Source organism: Parasphingorhabdus sp., from assembly GCF_036963705.1.
In the GTDB taxonomy this organism is placed as follows: domain Bacteria; phylum Pseudomonadota; class Alphaproteobacteria; order Sphingomonadales; family Sphingomonadaceae; genus Parasphingorhabdus.
In genome coordinates this window covers 62,109-85,507 of the sequence record NZ_JBALUT010000003.1, presented here as the reverse complement: position 1 = coordinate 85,507, position 23,399 = coordinate 62,109, and the positions used below count along the sequence as shown (strand labels likewise).

The following is a 23,399-nucleotide window of genomic DNA, read 5'->3' as shown; positions in this document are numbered from 1 at the left end:
GTGCGGTTCGACCGTCGAGCAGGAAGACATTCGTCGTCTGCTGCTCTGGATCGAATGGGCCTATGCTCAGGTGAAAGCCGAACTTTCCTAATATATGTGTCGCCCCGGCCAAGGCCGGGGCCCAAGCCAATGTCCGAGATATGCCGGCATTGGCTTGGAGGCCGCCCTGCGCTGGCCTGACGACCCCAACAAGGAATCAAAAAAATGCCAAAAGTACTTATTTCCGATAAAATGGACCCGAAAGCCGCCGAGATTTTCCGCGAGCGGGGATGCGAAGTTGATGAAATCACCGGGCTCACTCCGGAAGAGCTGATCAAGATTATCGGTGAATATGATGGCCTCGCCATTCGTTCATCGACAACGGTTACACCCGAAATATTGGCTGCAGCAACCAATTTGAAAGTGGTTGGCCGTGCCGGTATCGGTGTCGACAATGTCGATATCCCGGCCGCTTCTGCCAAGGGCGTCGTGGTCATGAACACACCATTCGGCAACAGCATCACCACAGCAGAACATGCCATCGCGCTGATGTTCGCTCTCGCCCGCCAGCTTCCTTCTGCTGACGCTTCGACCCAGGCAGGCAAATGGGAAAAGTCCAAGTTCATGGGCGTGGAACTGACCAGCAAGACGCTGGGCCTGATCGGCGCTGGCAATATCGGTTCGATTGTTGCCGAACGCGCTATCGGCTTGCGGATGAAGGTCGTCGCTTATGATCCGTTCCTGACCGAAGAACGTGCGGTTGAAATGGGTGTCGAGAAAGTCTCGCTGGATGATCTTCTTGCGCGTGCCGACTTTATCACGATGCACACGCCACTGACCGACCAGACGCGCAACATCCTCTCCGCCGAAGCTATTGCCAAAACCAAAGTCGGCGTGCGGATCATCAACTGCGCACGCGGTGGCTTGATCGACGAGGTCGCTTTGAAAGAAGCACTGGAATCCGGCCATGTCGCTGGCGCTGCCCTCGACGTTTATGCACAGGAACCGGCGAAGGAAAACGCGTTATTCGGTACGCCGAACCTGATTTGCACGCCGCATCTGGGCGCTTCGACCAGCGAAGCACAGGTGAATGTTGCGATCCAGGTAGCCGAGCAGATGGCCGATTATCTGGTCAATGGCGGCGTCGAAAACGCGCTTAACATGCCGAGCCTCTCGGCTGAACAGGCACCGAAGCTGAAACCTTATATGGCGCTTGCCACGCAGCTTGGCTCTCTCGTCGGCCAACTCGCAGCCGACCAGATCAAGGGCGTTGCCGTTGAAGTGGAAGGCGCTGCAGCCGAACTCGACCAGAAGCCGATTACGGCAGCTGTGCTGGCTGGATTGATGCGTGCCTATAGCGACACCGTCAACATGGTCAACGCACCCTATCTGGCGAAAGAACGCGGCCTCGATGTCCGCGAGATCCGTCATGAGCGTGAAGGCGACTATCACACGCTGGTCCGGGTATCGGTAAAAACCGACGAAGGCGAAAAATCGGTTGCCGGCACCTTGTTCGGATCTTCCGGACCACGACTGGTCGAGATGTTCGGCATCAAGGTCGAAGCCGATATGGAAGGCAACATGCTCTATATCGTCAACCGCGATGAGCCCGGCTTTATCGGCCGCGTCGGCTCCACGCTTGGTGAAGCAGGCGTCAATATTGGTACGTTCCACCTTGGTCGTCGCAGCGATGCGCCGGGCGGTGAGGCGGTATTGTTGCTCTCGGTCGATTCGCCGGTAGAAGAGCCAGTACTATGGTCCGTTTGTCAGCTGGAAGGCGTAAAAACAGTCAAGGCGCTGAAGTTTTAATTCTATAGCAACCTACTAAAGAAAAAGGATGGCCTGAGCCTTTGCTTGGGCTATGGAGCAGGGCCATGCGAAAGCCATCCAATCTCTTGCCCGAAGGGTTTCACGACGCGCTGCCGCCTTATGCCGAGGCGGCATCGCGACTGGAACGCGATGTCCTCGATACGCTGGCCAGCCACGGCTATGCCCGGGTGTCACCTCCGCTCGCGGAATATGAGGACGGCCTGACGGAACGGATGCAGGGTGCATCAAGCAGCGACCTTCTGCGTTTCGTCGATCCGATTTCGCAGCGTACCTTGGCGCTTAGGCCGGATATGACGGTGCAAATCGGCCGGATCGCGACAACGAGCCTCGCCGACAGGCCCCGTCCACTAAGACTCAGCTATTCGGGACAGGTTCTGAAACTGCGCTCTGGCCAGTTGCAGCCAGAACGCAGTCGCCTGCAAATCGGCGCCGAGCTGATCGGCAATGACAGTGTCATCGCCGCCAGCGAGATTGTTTCGGTCGCGATTGAGGCCCTGGAACGAGCCGGTGTCACTGGCATAACCGTGGATTTCACCCTGCCCGACCTGATCGATATATTGGCGGCAGGGCCATTGCCATTGAATGAGACCCAGATCACCGAGGTCCGTGGCGAACTCGACATGAAAGATGCCGGTGGCCTCAGCGCCATGGGCGCAACCGGCTATCTCCCGTTGATCGAGGCGACCGGCCCGTTCGACGAAGCAATGGCGAAATTGCGCAAATTTGATACCGGCAACCTGCTGGATTCGCGACTGGATGGCGTTTCCCGGATTGCCGAAAGCATCAAGGGCAAGGCAAGCCTCACTCTGGATCCGACCGAACGGCATGGTTTTGAATATCAGAACTGGTTCGGCTTCACTCTTTATGCCGATAGCTTTATCGGCGCGCTCGGACGCGGCGGCAGTTATCAGATTAATCGCCCCGATGGCGAAACCGAAGCCGCAGTAGGCTTTTCACTCTATCCCGATCCGCTGATCAATGCCGGTTTTGGCGCAAAGATCAGCGACCAGATATTCTTGCCCATCGGGCACAATCAAGCCGCGGCAGCGCGGCTAAGGGGAGCGGGTTGGCGCACAGTGGCAGCCCTGTCAGACAAGGACCAGGCTGAGCCGCTTGGTTGTTCGCATATCTTGAACGGCGATCAGCCGGAACCATTATAAGAAAGTGATTCAATGGCCAATGTAACGGTAATCGGCGCACAATGGGGTGATGAAGGCAAAGGCAAGATTGTTGACTGGCTGTCCGAACGCGCCGACGTCGTTGTCCGCTTCCAGGGTGGCCATAATGCCGGCCATACGCTGGTCGTCGACGGTGCAGTCTACAAGCTTTCCCTGCTGCCTTCGGGTATCGTACGCGGCGCATTGTCGATCATCGGCAATGGCGTGGTGCTAGATCCTTGGCATTTGCGCGACGAAATCGCCAAGCTGGAAAGCCAGGGCGTCGCGATCAATACCGACAATTTCGGCATCGCCGAAACCTGCCCTCTGATCCTGCCGATCCACCGCGATCTCGACGCCATGCGGGAGGATGCCAGCGGCAAGGGCAAGATCGGCACGACCCGGCGCGGCATTGGACCAGCCTATGAAGACAAGGTCGGTCGCCGCGCTATCCGCGTATGCGATCTCGCCCATCTCGACGATCTCGGCCCGCAACTCGATCGTTTGTGCGCTCATCATGACGCCCTACGCGCCGGCTTTGGCGAACCGCCGGTAGATCGGGAACGTCTGCTGAATGACCTGAAGGAAATCGCCGACAGCGTGCTGCAATATGCCCAGCCGGTCTGGAAGCGCCTCAACGAAGCGCGCCGCGACGGCAAGCGCATATTGTTCGAAGGCGCGCAAGGCGTGCTGCTTGATGTTGATCACGGCACCTATCCCTTTGTCACCAGCTCGAACACAATTTCCGGCACCGCAGCCGGCGGGTCCGGCATCGGTCCGTCCGGCACCGGCTATGTTCTCGGGATAACCAAGGCCTACACCACCCGCGTCGGCTCCGGCCCCTTCCCGACCGAGCTTGACGATGAAATCGGCCAGCGACTGGGCGAGCGCGGCCATGAATTCGGCACTGTAACCGGCCGTCAACGCCGCTGTGGCTGGTTTGATGCCGTACTCGTGCGGCAGGCTCTGGCGGTATCCGGTGTTGCCGGCATTGCGCTGACCAAGCTGGACGTTCTTGACGGCTTCGAGGAGCTTAAAATCTGTGTTGGCTATGACCTAAACGGCATGACCTATGACTATCTGCCGCCGCACCATCAGGATCAGGCAGCCGTCAAACCTATCTACGAAACCATGCCCGGATGGAACGAAACCACCGCCGGCGCGCGTAGCTGGGCCGATTTACCGGCGCAGGCGATCAAATATATCAAGCGCGTCGAAGAATTGATCCAATGCCCTGTGGCGCTGGTGTCTACTTCACCGGAGCGTGAAGATACGATATTGGTGACCGACCCGTTTGCGGATTAAAAGCATAAGGACATTGATATGCAAATTGCGATTTTTTACGGTTCCTATCGGCGAGATCGCAACGGCATTGCTTATGCTCAATATCTTGCCCAAAGCTTTGCCGAAGGCGGGGATAGCGTTGACCTGATAGATGCGCAGGCGGTCAATCTCCCCATGCTTGATCGCATGTACAAGGAATATCCCGCCGGAGAGGCTCCGCAAGCAATGGAGAAAGTCGCAACGACAATTCGAAACGCTGACGGATTTGTGTTTGTTGCAGGTGAGTATAATTGGGGCGTCCAACCGGGCCTCAAAAACCTCACTGACCATTTTCTGGAGGAATGGTTCTGGCGGCCCGCCGCAATCGCCAGCTATTCTGCCGGACCGTTTGCCGGTGTTCGCGCCATGATGCACTGGCGCGCGATATTGGGGGAGATGGGAATGGTCGTCACGTCGATGCCCTTGGCACTCGGCGGCGTGCACAAGGCTTTTGACGAAACCGGCGCGCCTTCCGGCGCAGACGGCGACCGACTTGTCCGCAACTTTCCAAAATTTGCAGACGACCTGAGATGGTGGGCCGAAGCCGCCAAGGTCCAGCGCTCCAAAAAGAAGCCGCCCTATTAAGAGATTCTAGACATCGTCCGCCGAAATCATTTCCTCGCGGTCGATCTCGCCGGTCATTGCTGCCACCGTCACCGCAACCGCGGCATCGCCCGAGACGTTGGTGGTCGTGCGCATCATGTCCATGATCCGGTCGACGCCAGCAACAAAGGCAATGGTTTCGAGCGGAACACCAACACTGCCGAAGACCAATGCCATCATGATCAGGCCCGCACCGGGAATGCCGGCCGCGCCGATCGCACCGAGAGTCGAGGTGATCGAGATCAAAACATAATCACCGAAGGTCAGGTCGACGCCGAATATCTGTGCGCCAAACAATGTGGCAAGCCCGAGATACATGGCTGTACCATTCATGTTGATTGTCGCGCCTAGCGATACAACAAAGCTGGCGACAGAGTTGCTGACACCGAGGTTGCGTTCGACGCAGCGCAGGGTCACCGGCAGGGTCGCGTTGGACGAAGCGGTCGAATAGCTGACCGCCATTGCATCGATAATCCCACGGAAGAAGTCGAGTACCGGCAGCTTCGCGATAAACTTTATCATCCCCGAATAGACGATACCGATGATCAGCAGACAACCGAGATAGTTGAGACCGACCAATTGTGCCAGCGAGAGCAAGGCATCCGTCCCAAGCGTGCCAGCAACCCATGCCATCAGCGCAAAGACACCAAATGGTGTCAGTTCCATCACGATCATCGTGACCTTCTGCATCACAATTGCACCGCTATCGAAGATTTTAGCCAGCGGCTTTCCATCTTCCTTGGCCATTAAGATGCCGATACCGATTAGCAATGCAAAGACGATCAGTGGCAACACTCTTACATCGGCCATCACCTGAACAGGACTGTCGGGGACGATCGAGAGGATCATGTCTACGGCGCTGGTATCATTGGGTACGGGCGTATCGCCCTTTTCGATCGCACTTGTATCGACACCATTGCCGGGTTGAAAAAACGTGCCGAGCGCGAGGCCCAGCCACGCGGCAATCTGCCCGGTAATCACGAACAATATCATCGCTCGTCCGCCAACACTGCCGAGTTTTTTCAGATCGCCAAGCGCAGCGACGCCGGCGACGAGCGAGAAGAAGATCAACGGGACGACGAGCATCTTGATCGCCTTGATGAAGAAATCGCCGATCCACTTGATGGTTTCTGATTCAGGGCCCCATATCAGTCCGGTGATAACACCGAGAATCAGGGCGGCGATTACCCGCTGCCAAAGCGGAATTTTGAACCAGAATGCCAGCATGCTATCTTCCCCGTTTTTCTTACCCCATGCCTATCGACCGCGGGGGAAAGCGGCAAGCCTTTAGGCTCGGCCTACATCCAGAAGCTGATCGCCAGGCATGTCGACAGGCCGACGCCAAAGGTGAGCGGGATGCCGGCCTTGAAAAAATCGGTGAACCGGTAATTGCCCGCCGCATAGACCAGTGTGTTGGTTTGGTATCCGATCGGCGTCGCAAAGCTGGCCGAAGCGGCGAACATCACCGCGATCACCAAAGGCCGTGGATCGACACCCAGATCATTGCCCAGTGCAATTGCAATCGGTGTAATGATGATCGCCACCGCATTGTTGGTTACGATTTCGGTCATGATCACCGACAAGACATAGATCGCAAATACCAGTCCCCAAGGCGGCACTTCCCGCAGGAAGGGAGTCAATTCGGCGACAATCAGGTCGACGCTGCCTGCCTGCTGCAGACCCAGACCCACCGCGAGCATACCGAAGATCAGGACCAGAACATTGCCATCGATCGAGCCCCAGGCTTCTTCCGCATCGATACAGCGGGCGAGCAAGATCGCACCCACGGCCAATATGGCCGCAACCGCCAGCGGGATGATGTTGAGCGCCGCGAGAACCACCACCGCTACCAGTGCGCCAATAGCAATTGGCGCACGGTCCCGGCGAAAAGCACGGATTTTGGTCTGCCCGACTCCGAATAAATTGGGGTTTTGATACATGCGGCGAATATCTTCGCTGGAACCGGTCACCAGCAGTCGGTCTGCTGCGTGAATCCGCGCGTTGGTCAGGTCTGACCGAGGCAGGTTGCGATAACGGGTCATCCCCAGCACCCGAACGTTGAGCTGGGAAAGGAACGGAATGTCATAGAGCCGGTTGCCGATGCTGGGATGACTGGGAGCGACAGTCGCCTCGACCAGTTCCTCGCCCAAAGCGCCGACATCGCCTTTGTGAACAATACCGACCTTGAAATCTTCTGATTCTCGCAGAGAAATGAGCTCGGCCAGATCGAGTTGCACGACAATACGGTCTCCCGCCCGTAGTTCGTGAAAATCAAGATCATGGCGGATATAGCTGCTCAACCGCTTGACCGCTGTGACTTCCAGTCCTGCCCGCCGCAATTCGGGGACGGCGGAAAGCTTCTTGTCGATCACGGATGCATTGCGGCGAACGGTCAATTCGGTGAGAAAAGCGCTTTCATCGCTGCTGTCAAACTGCCCTTTCACGTCGCCACTGGGAAGCAGCCAGCTGCTGAACAGGACCATCATGACCGTGCCCGCTACCGCCGCAATCAGGCCATAAGGCGTGATTTCGAAAATCCCGAAGCCGGCGAGACCCTGATCCCGGGCCACAGCATCAACGATGAGGTTGGTCGAGGTACCAATCAGCGTCGTGGTGCCACCCAATATGCAGATGAAGCTGAGCGGAATCAGCAGTTTCTTGGAAGAGAAACCGGTGGCCCGCGACAAGCGCAGAATGATCGGGATCAAGACGATCACCACCGGCGTGTTGTTCATGAAAGCAGATGCGACAAAAGCACCCAGAAACATTTCGGCAACCGCCAGTTTGGGGCGGTGCTTGGCACGCTTGATGATGAAACCGGCGATCGCGTCGATTGTCCCGGTTCGTAATAACGCTCCGGAAAGGATGAACATCGCGGCGATGGTGATGGGTGCCGTGTTAGAGAAAACCGAAAACAGGCCGTCGGAATCGATGATCCCTAGAAACAGGAACATACAGGCGCCGAGCACCGCGACGACGGCCGCCGGAAAGCGCTCCATAATGAACCCGGCGAACAGAAAGACCAGAATGATCAGGCCGATGATCGCCTTGTGGGCTTGGATATATTCATTGAGAATATGGAGAATGAGGTCAACCATCGGTCAGGAACAACCTTCTATAAAGCTAACGGGGTCAGACAGCCCCGCGCGAAAATCGGTGACAAGTTTCTCGGCACTGAAACCTTGGGACGGCGCAGCAGAATGTTGCTCATCGTTGCCATCTTGAACCGCTGTCTCGAATATCATCTTGTAGCGACCGTCGCCGGATTGGAGAATCAGATAGGACCCCGCATTGCCGAGATAGGGGTGATAGTCGATTTTCAACCAGTTGCCGTAGATCGCAGCGACTTGTGTCTCGGTCATACCGATCGCAGCGCCGGAATGCGTCTGCCAGATGATCCCGGCGTCATTCGAGCCAACCCCAATGCGGACAAGCTTGCCCTCATTGATCATGAAACCGATGCCAGGATATTCATCCTCGTTTGAAAGATAGTGGCATGCCGAATATTCTTCGTCAGCTTGCCAATCGGCAGATCGATACGGGTCGCTGAATCCAAGCGTTTCGAGCTCAGCTTCACTCATTCCAATATGGATAGGACCCAGTCCGGTAAAGGTAAGCCGGGGCTTTTCATCTATAGCCCCCGTCAACAAGAGCAGAGCAAGCAACCCGGCTGCCGGTTTCAACAGACTATTCATCCACATTGCGCTCGATGCATCAGTTTCTGATCGGCGAGAACCAGAGCCATCATTGCCTCGACCACCGGCACGCCGCGGATACCGACGCAAGGATCATGACGGCCTTTGGTCGAGATTTCGGTCGCTTCGCCTTCGGGGGTGATGGTCGGCACGGGCGTCAATATGGAACTGGTCGGCTTGAACGCCACTCGGCAGAAGATCGGCTGGCCAGTGGATATCCCGCCCGCTGTACCGCCGCTATGATTGGCAAGAAATTCGGGACCGTTTTCCCCGGGTCGCATCGCATCGGCATTTTCTTCGCCGCGCAGACGGGCGGCGGCAAAGCCATCGCCAATTTCAACACCCTTGGTGGCGTTGATGGTCATCATCGCAGCCGCAATCTCGCTGTCCATCTTGGCATAGACCGGTGCGCCCCAACCGGCGGGGACACCGACCGCTTCGCAGGCGATAATCGCACCAAGACTGCTACCGTCCTTGCGAGCGCCATCAACCAGAGCTTCCCAGCGCTTCGCGGCCACTGCATCGGGGCAGAAAAACGGGTTGTTGCCGATTTCATTAGCATCAAAATTTGCTGGATCAATCGTATCTCCGCCGATTTCGGCAACCCATGCCCGGACCGTTACCTCCGGAATTACCAGCCGTGCGACGGCGCCTGCCGCGACACGAGCCGCAGTCTCGCGAGCGCTGGATCTTCCACCACCGCGATAATCGCGAAAACCATATTTCTGGTCATAGGCATAGTCGGCATGGCCGGGACGATAGGCTTTGGCGACTTCGCTATAATCCTTGGATCGTTGATCCACATTCTCGATCATCAGCGAGATCGGCGTACCGGTGGTCTTGCCTTCAAATATGCCCGAGAGGATCCTGACCTGATCCGGTTCCTGGCGCTGGGTCGTATATTTCGACTGGCCGGGCCGCCGCGCGTCAAGAAAAGGCTGGATATCCGTCTCGCTCAGCACCAGTCCGGGAGGACAGCCATCGACCACCGCGCCAAGCGCAGGTCCGTGGCTTTCTCCCCAGGTGGAAAAGCGAAAGGCGTGACCAAAGACGTTAAAACTCAAGACCCGCTCTCCGCGTTGATAGGTTCAATTCTATGTATAAAATGATCATTCACGAAAAAACGGCAATGATCAATCCAGAGCGATATCTGGCGCGTCTTCCTGTTTCATGCCGACCGTATGATAACCGGCGTCTACATGATGGGTTTCGCCGGTGACGCCAGCGGAAAGATCGGACAGGAAATAGAGAGCGGAAGCGCCCACGTCATCAATGGTGACGTTGCGCCGCAGCGGTGAATTCAACTCGTTCCATTTCAATATGTAGCGAAAGTCGCCAATTCCCGACGCGGCCAGTGTCTTGATCGGCCCGGCAGAGATTGCATTCACCCGGATTCCGTCTGGACCGACATCATGCGCCAGATATTTGACCGAGGTTTCGAGCGCGGATTTGGCTACGCCCATGACATTATAGTGCGGGATCACTTTCTCGGCGCCATAATAGGATAAGGTGAGCATTGATCCACCAGCACTCATCAGCACCGCAGCGCGTTTTGCAACGGCGGTAAAGCTGTAAACGCTGATATTCATGGTCATCAGAAAATCGTCGAGGGTCACGTCGTAATATTTGCCGCGCAACGCTTCCTTATTGGTGAAGCCGATCGCGTGGACGACAAAATCCAGCTTGCCCCAGCGTTTTTCAATCTCGGCAAATGCTGCATCAAGTTGATCCATATCGCTGACGTCGCAGTCGATCAGGAAATCGCAGCCCAATTGCTCGGCCAGCGGTTTAACACGCTTGGCCATTACTTCGCCCTGATAGCTGATCGCCAGTTCGGCGCCATCTGCAGCCAGACGTTGTGCGATACCCCAGGCCAGTGACTTGTTATTGGCAAGCCCCATGATCAAGCCTCGCTTGCCCTTCATTAAATCACTCATCGCCGCTATCTCCTGAAATCTGATTGTCGCAGCCAATAAACTGTATTCAGATGATTTTCCAGCGTATCATTCGCTAACATCCCCGCGCGCCGGTCTTTCGGCGAGAGCCGCATTGATTTCTGCGCCGATAACCATGCCGAGACCGACGAGATAGAAGAAAATCAGAGTGATCATAACGCCCGCGAGGCTGCCATAGGTCAGCTGATAATTTGCCGCATATTTGAGGAAAACCGGCAACAATCCGGTAATCAGCAGCCACCAGCCGCTAATGAATACCGCTCCCGGCCATTTTGGATATTGGCGAGGACGATATTGGCGAGGCGTGAGCAGGCGAAACAAAAGATAAAGGGTTGCAAACAGAACCAGAAACGGGATCGCGTTGGAAAGCGAAAGCCATAAAGCGTCGGTCTCGACCGCAGGAAAAAACGTTCCGAGGAAACCCGTGACACCAGCCACTATAAATTGCGCGCTGAGCGCCAGCATCGCGAAGAATACCGAGAAGAGAATGAGAATGGTGGATGTCAGACGATATTCCCAGAATGATCGCTGCGCCTGCACCCCGTAGGCACGATGGAGAATTCCGCGGATTGTCTCGATCAGGCTGGTGGTCGTCCATAGCCCGACAATCGCACTGAACCAGAGCAACGGCCCGGTCCGCGCGGTCATCGCATCATTGATCGGGTCGTGCAGAGCGCGTGCGACCGACGGCGGAACAGTCACCAGAAAAGCTTCGACAATTTCAATGCCGACAGCAGTCTGGCCAAAACCCCCGACGACTGCAGCGGCAACGATGAAGAAGGAGAAGACAGCGAGCAGAGACAGATAAGCAAAATTTCCGGCAAAGGTGAAGCCGTCATAATAGACGCCCACCGCCGTGCGTTCGAGAACTATGAAGGCACGACGTGCCAGACTTTCGTCTGCTAGCGGCTCAGCGGCACGAATGCCGGAAGCGCCCCGGCCTCCCCTTTCCTGGCGCCGGGCCTCGGGAGAGAGTTCAGACATGGCGGTTCCGGCGCAAGCCTAAACGCCCATGCTGGCGCGGGGATTATCTTTTGGAGTCCAGTCTTTCACAAATTCTTCGAGCTTTTCGTCCTTTTCCGGCAAAGTGATCATCAATGTGACCAGCTGATTGCCGCGAACACCGGATTTGCTGTGGAAACCTTTGTCTTTCAGTCGCAATGTCTTACCCGAATCCGATCCGGCCGGGATCGAAAGCATTACTGGCCCGTCAACGGTAGGGACCTTGACCTTGGCGCCTTCAACCGCCTCCTTCAAACTGATCGGCAGTTCCAGCGTGATATTGTCGCCATCGCGGTCGTAGAAAGGATGGGCGTTGATATGGATGGTGACAATCGCATCACCATTGCCACCCGGACCCGCACGGCCCTTGCCACTGAGCCGCATCTGGGTGCCTTCTTCAACACCCTTGGGAAGACTCAGGTCGATGGTTTTGCCGTCTTCAAGCGTGATCCGTTGCTTCTGCAGCGTTGCCGCCGCGATAAATTCGACTTTCAGTCGATAGGCTACATTTGCGCCTTTGGGCGGCGGTGCGCTACGCTGGCGACCACCAAAGGGCGAACCACCGCTGCGCCCGCCTCCGCCAAACAAACCTTCAAAAATATCGCCGAAATCCGCGCCGCCATTGCCGAAATCATGCTGCTGGCCAGCGGGTCCCCGCTGATAGCCGCCTCCGCCACCATAGCCGAATGGTGAGGTTGGATTGCCTTCCCCATCTATCTCGCCACGGTCAAATTGCGCGCGCTTTTCCTTGTCCAGCAAAAGGTCATAGGCCCTTGTGACATCGGAAAAACGTTCCGTCGCCTTGGGGTTATCCTTGTTCTTGTCGGGGTGGAGCTCCTTGGCGAGCTTGCGATAGGCGGATTTGATCTCCTTCTCGTTCGCGCCTTTGGCAACTCCCAATGCTTGATAGGGATCTATCATTATCTAACCTTTTTCAAATCCTTATCATGTAGAGATTGGCATTTTGCGCCAGTTTTCAACTCTAGTGTCTTATTCGGGCATAACGGCATCCGCAACCTTGTTGTGCCGCGTAAACTGCAAAAGCAGGTAGAGTATCAATCCCAACGGCCCCAGTAGGAACACGAAGAGAAGGATAGGGATCTGCATCCAGCGCGCAAACCCGTATTTATCCGCATTGCGCGCGACCCAGATACCGACAAACAGGTCAAAAGCCAGATAATGGATCCAGCCAATGGTTGCGCCGCCGGGACTGGAAAGTGTTTGCTGGACGCCAGCCAGACTTGAAAAATCCATCGTGCTGCCAGCCCCGCTGTCGATTAATCCAAACATCAACGGGATCATGAGCATCGTATAGCTTGTGGCTAGCAAGCCAGCCCCGCCGTAAAACAATCCCGTCATGACGGTCAAATTTCGCGGCGCAAATAAAAGTATGAGCCACGTCGCAATCGCGAAGACATTGGTAATTGTAAAAATCAGGTCCCAGTCCATAATGCCCCCTTTTCTTTTGCTTTTAACAGAATTCTGATTGTTGTCGCCGGGCAAAATTTTGTTTGTTTGCTAGCCCACCGGAGAGTGTTAGAGACATGCCATGACCGATCCCTTTTCCCTGTTCGAGACCTGGTTTGCCGAAGCGCGCAAAACCGAGATCAATGATAGCAATGCGATGACGATTGCCACCGCCGATGCCGACGGGCAGCCTTCTGCGCGAATGGTATTGCTAAAGGGCCACGGCCCTGACGGCTTTATTTTCTACACTAACCAGCAAAGCCGCAAGGCGAACGATATTGCCGAAAATCCAAAAGCGGCGATATTGTTTCACTGGAAAAGCCTACGCCGTCAGATCCGGATCGAAGGCTCTCTGTCGCGCGTATCAGATGCGACTGCAGATACTTATTTTGCCACCCGTGGCCGTGACTCGCAGCTGGGAGCCTGGGCATCAGACCAATCCAGCCCGCTTGACAGCCGCGCAACATTCGAAGCCCGTTTCGCAGAAATGACCAAGCGGTTTGAAGGTGGCGAAGTACCCCGTCCACCGCACTGGTCGGGCTATTGCCTCGCACCCGCACAGTTTGAATTCTGGCAGGACCAAGCCCATCGTCTTCATGAACGACGAGTATTTTCACCCAGCGGAGATGGCTGGACAGAAGGATTGCTCTATCCATGACAAATATGCCTTATTATCATGTCGATGCTTTTGCAGAACGCCCTTTTACCGGCAATCAGGCTGCGGTGATGCCTCTTGAAGCGTGGCTAGAAGACTCGGTCCTGCAGGCGATTGGCGAAGAGAATAATTTTGCTGAAACCGCTTTTTACCTACCCGACGGCAGTCGCGACGCAGACTATGAACTGCGCTGGTTCACTCCTGCGGTTGAAATCGCACTCTGTGGTCATGCGACGCTCGCCAGCGGACATGTCATATTGTCGCAAGAGCCCGAGCTGCAGCAAGTGACCTTCCGAACCAGAAAAGCCGGCATATTGACGGTCAAACGAGAGGGCGAAGGCTATGCGCTGGACCTGCCATCCTATCCGCCGGCGCCGAAAGCGACCCCGGAAATCGTCGCTCTGGTCGGCGGCAGCCCGGTTGAGACCCAGTTTCACGAAGGACGCTATCATGTGCTCCGCTATGCCAGTGCCGATGAGATACTGGCCCTCAAACCGGACCTGAAAGCACTCGGCGCGCTTGGCAATGCCCAGTTTATCTGCACTGCACCCGGCAAGGATACCGATGTCCTGAGCCGGGTTTTCGTTCCGGGCGGCGGCGTCGACGAGGATAGCGTAACCGGGTCGGCTCACGCTGTGCTGACGCCTTTTTGGGCCCAGCAATTGAACCGCAACCACTTCACCGCCTATCAAGCGAGCCAACGCGGCGGCTACGTTAATTGTCGTCTCGACGGCGACCGGGCCTGGCTGGGCGGAAAATGTGTGACTGTGGTGGAAGGCGTATTTCGCCTGCCGCCGACTGGAGCTTAACCTCTAACCGGGAATAGAGCCATTATCTTGCCGATCTGGGCAGTCATCGGCGCGAGGTCATCATCTTGGGTCTTCCCTAGCCTGACCACCGTCAACTGCTGTTCGGGTGATACGACGATCTGCTGACCCAGATGACCCAGAGCGGCGAATATGGTGTCCGGGCCATTGTCGGGGAACAACACCTGATTAAGGCCTTCGGGACGTTTCTTGTTGAGCCAGATATGACCGCCATAAGCCGGGTCGTTTTGCGACGATTTTTTCATAAACTTTACCCAGCTGACCGGCAAATGCTGCGCGCCTTTGCGGGCACCATTGTGGCGCAAAAATTCACCGAATGTTGCATAGTCGCGTGCGGTCGCATGAAGGAAGCTACCACCCAGAAACGTACCATTTTGGTCGAATTCGGGATAAGTGCCATCCATTCCCAGCGGCTCGAGCAGTCGCCCCCGGATGAAGCGCAAGGTGACATCGCGCCGGACTAGCGGATCGGTGCTCTCGGTCAGGGTACGGGTAATGATGTCGGCAAGAATGATGCTGGTGGCGCTGCTATATTCGAACTTCTCGCCCGGCTTGGCCTCCATCGGGCGCGCTTCGGCATAAGCGGCGGTATCTTGCACACCATCCATGAACAGCATCCGGTTGGTATCCGCTTCGAACATTGTTTTACCGTCTTCCTCAGCGCTTTCCGTATGGTCCAGCCCGGACGACATATGGAGCAATTGCCGAAGCGTGATATCGCCGCGCGGATCGCCAGGCCTCTGCCAAGCCGGAACGGGGGCTGGGTCATCAAGCACTAACCGGCCGTCTGCGACAAGAAATCCGATCAGCGCACTGGTAAAGCTTTTTGCCATCGACCAGCTGATAAATCTTGTGTCGTCATCATAACCCTCGCCGTAGCGTTCAGCGATGACCCGCCCTCTATACATCACCAGAAACGCTCGAGTTTCGGACATTGCCGGATCTTCGAAAAGCGGCGCGATTACAGCATCCAGCCGCGTCTTTGCGATCGGGCTCTCGTCCGAGATATAGGCCAGTTCCTCAGCGCTCTTCTGCGGCGGCGCTTCGGGCGCGCCTGTCGCTCCGCACCCGTTAAGAATCAGCATCAGGGCTGGTATGAAGGCGACTTTAATCTTGTGCATTTTGCGACGTTGCACCATTAGAAGCCGCTATGGCAACTGTAAAAGGCACATCCCGAACTCCGCTCAGCAGGAAACGCATTGCGCTATATATAGGGGTCCTGTTCCTACTCATACTGATCTCGCTTTTTGCCTATAATTTCAGCTTCATCAAAGGCCAGATGAACGTGGGCACCGCTTATGGTGCCCGGGTCGCCTGTTCCTGCCACTATGTCGGTGGGCGGGATATCGAGGATTGCCGCAAGGACTTTGAACCCGGCATGGAAGTCATTGGCTTGTCGCTGGACGATGAACGCAAAAGGGTAACCGCATCCGCCGCATTGATCGCATCGGCCACTGCTGAATTCCGGGAAGGCTGGGGCTGCGTGATGCTGACCGACGCACAGCTGCAGGCTGACTAGGCTCAGACTTCGACGCCCGCCAACCATTGTTGCTCAACAGCGTCGGTCGACTCAATCCAACCGCCGCCCAAAACCCGTTCCTTGTGATAGAAGACCGCCGCCTGGCCTGGTGCCACGCCGAATTCCGGATTGTGAAATTCCAGCTTTTGGCCTTCCAATCGGGCCAAAGTCGGCTTCGACATCGAACGAACCTTGACCTCTACCGGGCCTGCATAGTCACCGCCGATCCAGTTGATGTCGCGAAGCGCAGCCGACGCAACCGCTAGAGCGGCTTTCGGACCAACAATTACGCGTTTCGCATCTGGTTCCAGCCGGATCACATAAAGTGGTTCGGCTTGCCCGCCAATTTCCAGTCCCTTGCGCTGTCCCACTGTATAATGGATGAGTCCCTTGTGCCGTCCCATAGGAGTGCCGTCGATATGGACAATCTCGCCATCATCGTCGGCGTCCGGACGCAATTTCCGGACGACACTGGCATAATCGCCATTGGGAACGAAGCAGATATCCTGGCTGTCGGGCTTGAAGGCCACCGCCAGTCCCATGTCTTCGGCGATTTCCCGAACCTGTGTCTTGGGCATATCCCCCAGCGGGAAGCGCAGATAATCCAGCTGATCCTGAGTGGTTGCAAACAGGAAATAGCTCTGGTCTCGCGCAGGGTCATGTGCCCGGTGCAATTCTGATCCGCCCGGTGTCGCAACGCGACGCACGTAATGACCGGTAGCCAGACAGTCGGCACCCAGTTCACGGGACAGTTGCAACAGATCGGTGAATTTAACACCCATATTACACTGCACACAGGGAATTGGTGTCCGGCCCGCCATATATTCGTCGGCAAAGACGTCCATGACCGAATCCTTGAAACGACTGGCGTGGTCAAAAACATAATGAGCGATGCCAAGCCGGTCAGCAACGGCGCGCGCGTCTCGGATATCCTGTCCGGCACAACAGCTACCGACTCGACCCACAGCTTCACCATGATCATATAGTTGTAACGTAATGCCAATGGTTTCCGCGCCGGTTCGGGCAGCAAGAGCCGCGACAACGCTCGAATCGACACCGCCCGACATGGCTACGACTATGCGCTTGCCCGTCAGGTCGTCACCGAGCTGAAAATTTCCGTTGATTCGATCTGTCATAACAATTGCAGTCCCTAAAGAAATCCTGCCGTTTGCGCCAGCGCTGCGATCCTATCCCCTCTTTTGCCCTGATGTGGTCCATTTTGGCACGAATGGTCTCGATAAGAGGAAGGATTGCTTAACCAGTCCTAAGGTGGTGTGAACATCCCTTTTACACAAGTTTATACCTTCGCTGTTAGACCGGCGTCTATGGAAATGAACTTCCCCCATAAGGACCTGGAAAAGGCAACCTTTGATGACAACGCTGCTGTTGTCACAAAAGTCCCAGACCGGCAGACTTTGTTTGCCCACGCCATTGCGCGACAGGCTTCCAGCCAGTCGGCGCGCTATTATGACGCGGCCAGAAAGGGCCTGCCAAGTGACCAGACGGCAGCCCCTGAATCCTTTATGGACAATCGAATGGCATTTTTTGCCGGAAGAGTGCGGTCGGACATGACCGGACGCAAGAAAACAACTTTGTTTGGAACCGGCTGCTTTAGACCGGATCTGGCAAATAGGAAGATCGACGACATGCTCGAATAATCGAAATTATGAACGCGGCGTTTACCTTGGCAATTCAGGTAATCGAAAAGCTCTGCTGTTACGAAGACCAGACGGAACGGAAAAACAGGGCCAAATGCCGAAAGGCAAAATTTGAGGTTAGTATGATTGAAAATCAAAAAATAAAACCAGCGCAAGTTGTCGGTCCACTGGGTGAGCCACTCACCATTGGTGATTTGCCGAAACCTGGCACGACTCGCTGGGTGGTTCGCCGGAAGGCGGAAGTTGTTGCAGCGGTCAACGGCGGCCTGCTGACCGTTGATGAAGTTTGCGACCGCTATGATCTTTCACTGGAAGAGTTTGCTTCTTGGCAACGGGCCGTTGACCGGTCCGGAATGCCAGGACTGCGAGTCACCCGAATTCAGCATTACCGAGACTTGTACGAGCGCCAGCAGAAATACTAATGGACGCTTCTTAAACTCAAAGCATTGATAGGACCGTCGGAGCAACTCCGGCGGTTCTTTTTTATTCCTTCAAGTCATCTGAAAAATCCTCTATGTCCCACTATAACGCGTGGATAAAAATCCACGCTTACATATAAGCAGGAGGAATATATGGGTTGGATTATTGCATTGATCGTCGGCGGTGTTGCAGGCTGGCTAGCCAGTATGGTGATGGGACGTGATGCCTCCATGGGCGTTTTCTGGAACATCATTGTCGGCATTATCGGATCGGTAATCGGCAATTTTGTGGGCGGATATTTCGGCTTTGGCGGCACTATTCAGCAGTTTTCGATCACCGGCTTGTTCACCGCCTTTGTCGGTGCAGTGGTGCTGTTGCTGATATTGAACCTCATTCAACGCGGACGGGTTCGTTAGAGACTGATTTTCAGAATGAAATTCGAGGATTTTGAGGGCCGGTCCGTTCGCGAACCGGCCCTTTGATAAGATAATATCGGTCGTTGGTCGAACCATGGCTTGCAAAACCGGCTGAATACTGTTCCGGCTTGCCGCTAGTGCCATATTGATGTAACACAGTTGATGAAATTCGAATTGTCCGGAAAATCAGCGATTCTTTTATGTATCGCAGCGCAAGAATGCGATATGGACCTGACCGAAGAGCAAAAAAATGAACTATGAATCCACCATCCCCAGTAGCGAAATTTCGATTATGGACGACCCAGTGCAGCGTGCGGCTAATCGCCGCCCCCTAATTATCGCAGCGGCTGTGGTTGTAGCGCTTTTGCTTGCGTATATCGGTTATAATTATTTTTTCGGTGCCAAAGGCGATGAAGAAGTTGTGAGTCAGGCGCCCATGGTCACTGTCATGGCCCCCGGCAAACAGCAAGTTACACGGACAATCAATGCGACGGGAACCCTGGCAGCGCGCCGGGAGATTCCGGTCAGCGTAGTCGGCGAGGGCGGCCGGGTAACCAATGTCTATGTCGACGCCGGCGACTGGGTGAAGCAGGGCCAGATCATGGCCAGTATCGACTGTTCGGTTCAATCCCAGCAAGCAGCGGGCCTCGAAGCATCGGTTGGCGTCGCTCGCGCCGATCTTAATCTGGCGCAGGCCAATCTCGACCGCGCAGCAAAGCTGGTGGATCGGGGATTTATATCCAAGGCCGATATTGACCGGCTAACGGCTACCCGCGATTCCACCGCCGCGCGGCTGCGGGTGTCACAAGCCCAATTGAATGAAACCCGGGCACGCAACAGCCGCTTGAATATCGTGGCCCCCAAGGCCGGTTTCGTACTAGAACGCAATGTCGAGCCCGGACAGACGGTGACTCAAGGCAGTGGCGTTCTCTTCCTGCTCGCACAAAATGGCGAAATGGAGTTACAGGCGCAGCTTGGCGAAAGCGATTTGGCCAATATTTCGGTGGGCATTTCCACGCAAGTCACCCCGGTCGGAACCACCAAGGTTCTAACCGGACAGGTCTGGCAGATATCTCCCGTGATTGACCCGCAATCCCGTCAGGGCATCGCCAGAATTTCGTTGGGATATGACAGCGCTTTACGCCCGGGTGGATTCGCCAGCGCGCGAATCCAGAGCGGAACCTCCGAGGTGGCCGTTCTTCCAGAATCTGCCCTGCAAAACGATAGCAAAGGAAGCTTTGTCTATATTATCGGCCCGGACAACAAGGCAGTGCGGCGCGACGTGGTGATCGGCTCAGTATCTGCTGCCGGCCTGTCCATCACGTCCGGATTGACCGGAAACGAAAAAGTCGTGCTTCGCGCTGGCGGTTTCCTGAGCCCTGGTGAAACGGTTCAGCCTAAAGTCCAGAAGAAAGCCGGCGGCGCGTGAGTGGTGCACAATTTGGGGCCTGATCGATGAATCTTCGCAATATCTCCGCCTGGAGCACTCGCAATCCGGTCGCCCCCTTGGTGCTCTTTGCCGCGCTTCTGTTTGCTGGCTTGCTGAGCTTCAATCGCATGGACGTCGTCAACAATCCTGAGGTGGATTTTCCGGCGGTTTCTGTTCGGATTGCGCAGCCGGGCGCGGCACCGACCGAGATTGAAAGCCAGATCACACAACGTATCGAGGCAGCGGTTCGTTCGATTAGTGGCGTCAAGAATATCAGCTCGACCGCAAGCGAAGGCAGCAGCAGCACATTTGTCGAATTCGAAATCGGCGCGGACGTAAACAACAGCGTCAACGAAGTAAAAAATGCGGTCGATCAGGTTCGCGGGTCCCTGCCGGAAGGTATATTGGAACCGCAAGTGTCGAAAGTCGACGCAGTAGGCGGCCCGATCGCCTTTTTTGCGGTCAAAGCCGATGACATGACCGTCGAACAGCTCAGCTGGTTCGTCGACGACACCGTCGCCAAACGGCTGCTGTCAGTTGATGGAATGGCCGAAGTTGACCGATTTGGCGGCGTTGACAGAGAAATCAGGGTAATCCTGCGTCCAGAACGGATGCAAGCGCTTGGCGTGACGGCGAGCCAGATCAACAGCGCGCTGCGCCAGATCAACATAAATGCTGCTGGTGGCCGCGCAGAAGTGGGCGGCACCCGTCAATCCGTCCGCGTCTTGGGCAACGCCGACGATGCCTATGACTTGTCCCAGACGCAGATATCCTTGGGCAATGGCCAGACAATTAAATTGAGTGATGTTGCAGAAGTCACCGACTCCTTCGGCGAACGTAGTTCGATCAGCAAGGTGAAGGGCGTAGAGGTCGTAAACTTCTCCATGACACGCGCGCGCGGCGCTTCAGACGTCACGGTTTATGACGAAGCGATTGTCGTCATGGACAAGATTTCTGCGGAAGTTCCAGGGATCGAATTCATCCCGCTGTTTAACAGCGTTATTTATACAAAATCGCAATATAAAAGCTCGATGCTGGCGATGATCGAAGGCGCGATATTGGCCGTCGTCGTCGTTTTCATCTTCCTGCGCGACTGGCGGGCGACGGTTATTTCGGCCATTGCCATACCATTGTCCGCGATACCGACATTCTGGTTCATGGACCTGCTCGGGTTCAATCTCAACTTTCTCTCATTGCTCGCGCTGGGCCTGGTTGCAGGTGTGCTGGTCGACGATGCCATTGTCGAGATTGAGAATATCGTGCGCCATATGCGCATGGGGAAAAGCGCCTATCAGGCGTCGATTGATGCAGCGGACGAGATTGGCCTCGCGGTTGTCGCCACCTCCTTCTGTATCGTTGCCGTATTCCTGCCGGTCGGACTGATGCCCGGCATATCCGGCCAGTTTTTCAAAAATTTCGGGATAACGGTTGTTGTTTCGGTTTTGATGAGTCTGGCAGTCGCACGTATGATAACGCCGATGATCGCAGCCTATTTTCTTAAGTCTCACGGCCAGGCCGAGCATGGCGAAGGGGTTTGGATGGACCGATATATGCGATTGCTGGAATGGGTGTTGGATCGCTCGACAGCTGATCGTATTCGGGAAACACTTGTCCCTGCCAAAGCCGCTTGGTGGCAATATCTGGTCGGCTTTATATTGTTCGCGTTGATATTTGCTGCATTCGGCGGCGTCGCATTTGCTGTCGGCATGTTTGTCCACGGGCTGCTGATGACTTTGATACCGAGCGACTTTTTGCGAGCCATTTTGGGCCTGATCGTCGGCGTTATCGCCGGTGCTGCAGGTGCAACTTTGTTGGCATTGATGATCAAACGTTCGGCCGGCGTCTTGGGCAGCCGCTTCGCCGACTGGTATGCTTATCGTTCCGGCCGCTTTCGGGCCCGAGGCCATGATCACCGCATTTGGATGATGGGGACCGGTGTGGTTGCCTTTGGCCTGACGGTCATATTGTTTGCGATTACGCCTAGCGAATTTCAGCCGACAACCAATCAGGACAATAGTCGTATTCAGATTGAGGTTGTCCCTGGAACAACGCTTGAACAGACCGAAAAGATTGCCGACCGGGTGTCAAACCTCATGTATGCCCAGCCCGAAGTTGACCGTGCTCTGACGCGGGTTCGCGAAACCAACGCGACGGTCTTCGTGAGTCTGAAAGAAGATCGAAAAAAGACCTCGATGGAATTTGAGCGCAGCCTGTCACCGGAGCTTCAGAAAATCCCGGATGCCCGGATTTCCTTCCAGTCACAAAATGGCGGCGGCGGAACCGGACGCGATATCTCCATCATGCTGACCGGTTCGGATCCCAATTTACTTGATTCCACCGCTGCCCAACTGGTGGAGCAGATGAAATCCGTAACTGAAGTGCGCGCACCGCGGATCGCATCTGATCTTAGCCGCCCCGAGATTATCATTACTCCCCATATGGATCTTGCATCCCAGCTGGGAGTAACAACTGCCTCACTGAGCCAGACAATCCGGATCGCGACATTGGGTGAAATTGATCAGAATGCAGCAAAATTTTCGCTGTCGGACCGGCAGATTCCGATCCGTGTCATGTTGCCGCTCGCATCGCGGGCCAACCTGACGACTATCGAAAACCTGCCAATCCCGATTGCGACCGGCGGAACGGTTCCGCTCAGCCGTGTGGCCACGGTCAGTTTCGGGTCCGGGCCGACTTCGATCCAGCGCTACAACCAGAATCGCCGGACATTTATCGGTGCCGATCTCGCTCCGGACGTCATCAAAGGCGAGGCGATGGAGAAAATCTTCGACCTGCCCATCATGAAGAACCTGCCCACCGGTGTGTCCAACGAAGCCTTTGGTGAAGACGAGTGGCAACAGGAACTGGCAGTCAATTTCGTGATCGCACTGATCGCTGGCATATTGCTGGTCTTTGCGACACTGGTCTTGCTCTACAAACGTTTGATGTCGCCGCTGGTCAACATGGGATCACTGGCACTGGCGCCGCTCGGCGGGATGTTGTTGGTGTGGGCCACGGGTACATCAGTGTCGATGCCGGTTTTGATTGGTGTGCTCATGCTGCTCGGAATTGTCAGTAAAAACTCCATTCTTCTGATCGATTTTGCGATCGAGGAAATGCAGAAAGGCGTGCCTAAATTCGAGGCGATCATGGATGCCGGGCACAAGCGTGCCCAGCCGATTGTCATGACCACCGTGGCAATGACCGCCGGTATGGTCCCGACCGCAATTTCGTTGACTGGCGATGGTGCATGGCGCGCGCCGATGGGAATAGTCGTGATCGGCGGTCTGATCGTGTCAACCTTGCTGACATTGGTCATCGTGCCGGCAGGCTTCAGTCTGGCAGACGGATTCGAACGCCGGGCCGGCCCTTGGTTGCGCAACAGGATGTTGACTTACAAACCGGGCGATGATCGCCATGATCGCCCCGGTGCAGAGGTCCAGCCAGCCGAGTGAAGCCAATATCCT

The 23,399-nt window shown here is 55.7% G+C and carries 22 protein-coding genes; 12 read left to right on the top strand and 10 right to left on the bottom strand.

The genetic code is table 11. The annotated features are described in order from the left end of the window. The first annotated feature begins 204 nt into the window (after positions 1-204). From serA to V7680_RS01410, 4 genes are all read left to right on the top strand, one after another. Positions 205-1,788 (top strand): phosphoglycerate dehydrogenase, encoded by a 1,584-nt coding sequence (gene serA, locus V7680_RS01425; protein ID WP_335651498.1) that lies wholly within the window; start codon positions 205-207, stop codon positions 1,786-1,788. A gap of 65 nt (positions 1,789-1,853) precedes the next feature. After that, positions 1,854-2,969 carry an ATP phosphoribosyltransferase regulatory subunit gene (locus tag V7680_RS01420; RefSeq protein ID WP_335651497.1) on the top strand — a complete coding sequence of 372 codons (1,116 nt, stop codon included), beginning with the start codon at positions 1,854-1,856 and terminating at the stop codon, positions 2,967-2,969. Between the two features lie 12 nt (positions 2,970-2,981). Further along, on the top strand, positions 2,982-4,271 hold the full coding sequence (locus tag V7680_RS01415) for an adenylosuccinate synthase (protein WP_335651496.1): 1,290 nt from the start codon (positions 2,982-2,984) through the stop codon (positions 4,269-4,271). 12 nt (positions 4,272-4,283) lie between these two features. Further along, the gene (locus tag V7680_RS01410; RefSeq protein WP_335651500.1) at positions 4,284-4,874 is read left to right on the top strand and encodes an NADPH-dependent FMN reductase; all 591 of its coding nucleotides are present in this window, start codon (positions 4,284-4,286) and stop codon (positions 4,872-4,874) included. A gap of 6 nt (positions 4,875-4,880) precedes the next feature. On the opposite strand, the gene V7680_RS01405 is transcribed toward V7680_RS01410, so the two are convergent. From V7680_RS01405 to V7680_RS01370, 8 genes are all read right to left on the bottom strand, one after another. Then, the gene (locus tag V7680_RS01405) at positions 4,881-6,119 is read right to left on the bottom strand and encodes a dicarboxylate/amino acid:cation symporter (RefSeq protein ID WP_335651495.1); all 1,239 of its coding nucleotides are present in this window, start codon (positions 6,117-6,119) and stop codon (positions 4,881-4,883) included. 71 nt (positions 6,120-6,190) lie between these two features. Then, positions 6,191-7,990, bottom strand: a complete 1,800-nt coding sequence (locus tag V7680_RS01400) for an SLC13 family permease (RefSeq protein ID WP_335651494.1) — start codon at positions 7,988-7,990, stop codon at positions 6,191-6,193. A 3-nt stretch (positions 7,991-7,993) separates the two neighbouring features. Further along, entirely contained in the window at positions 7,994-8,473 is a 480-nt protein-coding gene (locus V7680_RS01395; RefSeq protein WP_335651493.1) for a hypothetical protein, read from the bottom strand. Between the two features lie 110 nt (positions 8,474-8,583). Next, positions 8,584-9,651: a chorismate synthase gene (aroC, locus tag V7680_RS01390; RefSeq protein WP_335651492.1), complete on the bottom strand. Its 1,068-nt coding sequence runs from the start codon at positions 9,649-9,651 to the stop codon at positions 8,584-8,586. A gap of 69 nt (positions 9,652-9,720) precedes the next feature. Next, entirely contained in the window at positions 9,721-10,524 is an 804-nt protein-coding gene (gene fabI / locus V7680_RS01385; RefSeq protein ID WP_335651491.1) for an enoyl-ACP reductase FabI, read from the bottom strand. A gap of 66 nt (positions 10,525-10,590) precedes the next feature. Next, positions 10,591-11,526 (bottom strand): YihY/virulence factor BrkB family protein, encoded by a 936-nt coding sequence (locus tag V7680_RS01380; RefSeq protein ID WP_335651490.1) that lies wholly within the window; start codon positions 11,524-11,526, stop codon positions 10,591-10,593. Positions 11,527-11,544: 18 nt separating this feature from the next. Beyond that, positions 11,545-12,465 carry a J domain-containing protein gene (locus tag V7680_RS01375; RefSeq protein WP_335651489.1) on the bottom strand — a complete coding sequence of 307 codons (921 nt, stop codon included), beginning with the start codon at positions 12,463-12,465 and terminating at the stop codon, positions 11,545-11,547. Between the two features lie 69 nt (positions 12,466-12,534). Beyond that, positions 12,535-12,993 (bottom strand): ABA4-like family protein, encoded by a 459-nt coding sequence (locus tag V7680_RS01370; RefSeq protein ID WP_335651488.1) that lies wholly within the window; start codon positions 12,991-12,993, stop codon positions 12,535-12,537. A 100-nt stretch (positions 12,994-13,093) separates the two neighbouring features. Here V7680_RS01370 and pdxH point away from each other — a divergent pair, with 100 nt between their 5' ends. Together pdxH and V7680_RS01360 are read left to right on the top strand one after the other, a co-directional pair. Further along, a complete protein-coding gene (gene pdxH, locus V7680_RS01365; RefSeq protein ID WP_335651487.1) occupies positions 13,094-13,669 on the top strand; it encodes a pyridoxamine 5'-phosphate oxidase in 576 nt (191 codons plus the stop codon). Beyond that, positions 13,666-14,475, top strand: coding sequence for a PhzF family phenazine biosynthesis protein (locus tag V7680_RS01360; protein WP_335651486.1), 810 nt, complete (start codon positions 13,666-13,668; stop codon positions 14,473-14,475). The genes pdxH and V7680_RS01360 overlap by 4 nt, the downstream gene beginning before the upstream one ends. On the opposite strand, the gene V7680_RS01355 is transcribed toward V7680_RS01360, so the two are convergent. Beyond that, complete coding sequence (locus tag V7680_RS01355; protein ID WP_335651485.1) at positions 14,472-15,632, bottom strand: serine hydrolase domain-containing protein; 1,161 nt, start codon at positions 15,630-15,632, stop codon at positions 14,472-14,474. The genes V7680_RS01360 and V7680_RS01355 overlap by 4 nt on opposite strands. Before the next feature lie 11 nt (positions 15,633-15,643). Here V7680_RS01355 and V7680_RS01350 point away from each other — a divergent pair, with 11 nt between their 5' ends. Further along, the gene (locus V7680_RS01350; RefSeq protein ID WP_335651484.1) at positions 15,644-16,012 is read left to right on the top strand and encodes a hypothetical protein; all 369 of its coding nucleotides are present in this window, start codon (positions 15,644-15,646) and stop codon (positions 16,010-16,012) included. 2 nt (positions 16,013-16,014) lie between these two features. On the opposite strand, the gene mnmA is transcribed toward V7680_RS01350, so the two are convergent. Beyond that, entirely contained in the window at positions 16,015-17,148 is a 1,134-nt protein-coding gene (mnmA, locus tag V7680_RS01345) for a tRNA 2-thiouridine(34) synthase MnmA (RefSeq protein ID WP_335651483.1), read from the bottom strand. Positions 17,149-17,343: 195 nt separating this feature from the next. Between mnmA and V7680_RS01340 the strand changes: the two genes are divergently transcribed. From V7680_RS01340 to V7680_RS01320, 5 genes are all read left to right on the top strand, one after another. Further along, positions 17,344-17,670 (top strand): hypothetical protein, encoded by a 327-nt coding sequence (locus tag V7680_RS01340; protein WP_335651482.1) that lies wholly within the window; start codon positions 17,344-17,346, stop codon positions 17,668-17,670. 122 nt (positions 17,671-17,792) lie between these two features. Then, on the top strand, positions 17,793-18,092 hold the full coding sequence (gene sciP, locus V7680_RS01335; RefSeq protein ID WP_176280835.1) for a CtrA inhibitor SciP: 300 nt from the start codon (positions 17,793-17,795) through the stop codon (positions 18,090-18,092). A 150-nt stretch (positions 18,093-18,242) separates the two neighbouring features. Further along, positions 18,243-18,506, top strand: coding sequence for a GlsB/YeaQ/YmgE family stress response membrane protein (locus tag V7680_RS01330; RefSeq protein ID WP_335651481.1), 264 nt, complete (start codon positions 18,243-18,245; stop codon positions 18,504-18,506). 250 nt (positions 18,507-18,756) lie between these two features. Then, positions 18,757-19,935 (top strand): efflux RND transporter periplasmic adaptor subunit, encoded by a 1,179-nt coding sequence (locus V7680_RS01325; RefSeq protein ID WP_335651480.1) that lies wholly within the window; start codon positions 18,757-18,759, stop codon positions 19,933-19,935. Between the two features lie 26 nt (positions 19,936-19,961). Continuing rightward, on the top strand, positions 19,962-23,387 hold the full coding sequence (locus V7680_RS01320; RefSeq protein WP_335651479.1) for an efflux RND transporter permease subunit: 3,426 nt from the start codon (positions 19,962-19,964) through the stop codon (positions 23,385-23,387). The last annotated feature ends 12 nt before the right edge of the window (positions 23,388-23,399 follow it).

Bases quoted from the DNA above. Each gene is read 5' to 3' on its own strand.
- V7680_RS01380 (WP_335651490.1), bottom strand. From the start codon at position 11,526: ATGTCTGAACTCTCTCCCGAGGCCCGGCGCCAGGAAAGGGGAGGCCGG.
- V7680_RS01320 (WP_335651479.1), top strand. From the start codon at position 19,962: ATGAATCTTCGCAATATCTCCGCCTGGAGCACTCGCAATCCGGTCGCC.
- V7680_RS01370 (WP_335651488.1), bottom strand. From the start codon at position 12,993: ATGGACTGGGACCTGATTTTTACAATTACCAATGTCTTCGCGATTGCG.
- V7680_RS01325 (WP_335651480.1), top strand. From the start codon at position 18,757: ATGAACTATGAATCCACCATCCCCAGTAGCGAAATTTCGATTATGGAC.
- V7680_RS01360 (WP_335651486.1), top strand. From the start codon at position 13,666: ATGACAAATATGCCTTATTATCATGTCGATGCTTTTGCAGAACGCCCT.
- serA (WP_335651498.1), top strand. From the start codon at position 205: ATGCCAAAAGTACTTATTTCCGATAAAATGGACCCGAAAGCCGCCGAG.
- V7680_RS01395 (WP_335651493.1), bottom strand. From the start codon at position 8,473: ATGAGTGAAGCTGAGCTCGAAACGCTTGGATTCAGCGACCCGTATCGA.
- sciP (WP_176280835.1), top strand. From the start codon at position 17,793: ATGATTGAAAATCAAAAAATAAAACCAGCGCAAGTTGTCGGTCCACTG.
- mnmA (WP_335651483.1), bottom strand. From the start codon at position 17,148: ATGACAGATCGAATCAACGGAAATTTTCAGCTCGGTGACGACCTGACG.
- V7680_RS01400 (WP_335651494.1), bottom strand. From the start codon at position 7,990: ATGGTTGACCTCATTCTCCATATTCTCAATGAATATATCCAAGCCCAC.
- fabI (WP_335651491.1), bottom strand. From the start codon at position 10,524: ATGAGTGATTTAATGAAGGGCAAGCGAGGCTTGATCATGGGGCTTGCC.
- V7680_RS01330 (WP_335651481.1), top strand. From the start codon at position 18,243: ATGGGTTGGATTATTGCATTGATCGTCGGCGGTGTTGCAGGCTGGCTA.
- V7680_RS01415 (WP_335651496.1), top strand. From the start codon at position 2,982: ATGGCCAATGTAACGGTAATCGGCGCACAATGGGGTGATGAAGGCAAA.
- V7680_RS01375 (WP_335651489.1), bottom strand. From the start codon at position 12,465: ATGATAGATCCCTATCAAGCATTGGGAGTTGCCAAAGGCGCGAACGAG.
- V7680_RS01355 (WP_335651485.1), bottom strand. From the start codon at position 15,632: ATGGTGCAACGTCGCAAAATGCACAAGATTAAAGTCGCCTTCATACCA.
- V7680_RS01420 (WP_335651497.1), top strand. From the start codon at position 1,854: ATGCGAAAGCCATCCAATCTCTTGCCCGAAGGGTTTCACGACGCGCTG.
- V7680_RS01350 (WP_335651484.1), top strand. From the start codon at position 15,644: ATGGCAACTGTAAAAGGCACATCCCGAACTCCGCTCAGCAGGAAACGC.
- V7680_RS01405 (WP_335651495.1), bottom strand. From the start codon at position 6,119: ATGCTGGCATTCTGGTTCAAAATTCCGCTTTGGCAGCGGGTAATCGCC.
- pdxH (WP_335651487.1), top strand. From the start codon at position 13,094: ATGACCGATCCCTTTTCCCTGTTCGAGACCTGGTTTGCCGAAGCGCGC.
- V7680_RS01340 (WP_335651482.1), top strand. From the start codon at position 17,344: ATGAACTTCCCCCATAAGGACCTGGAAAAGGCAACCTTTGATGACAAC.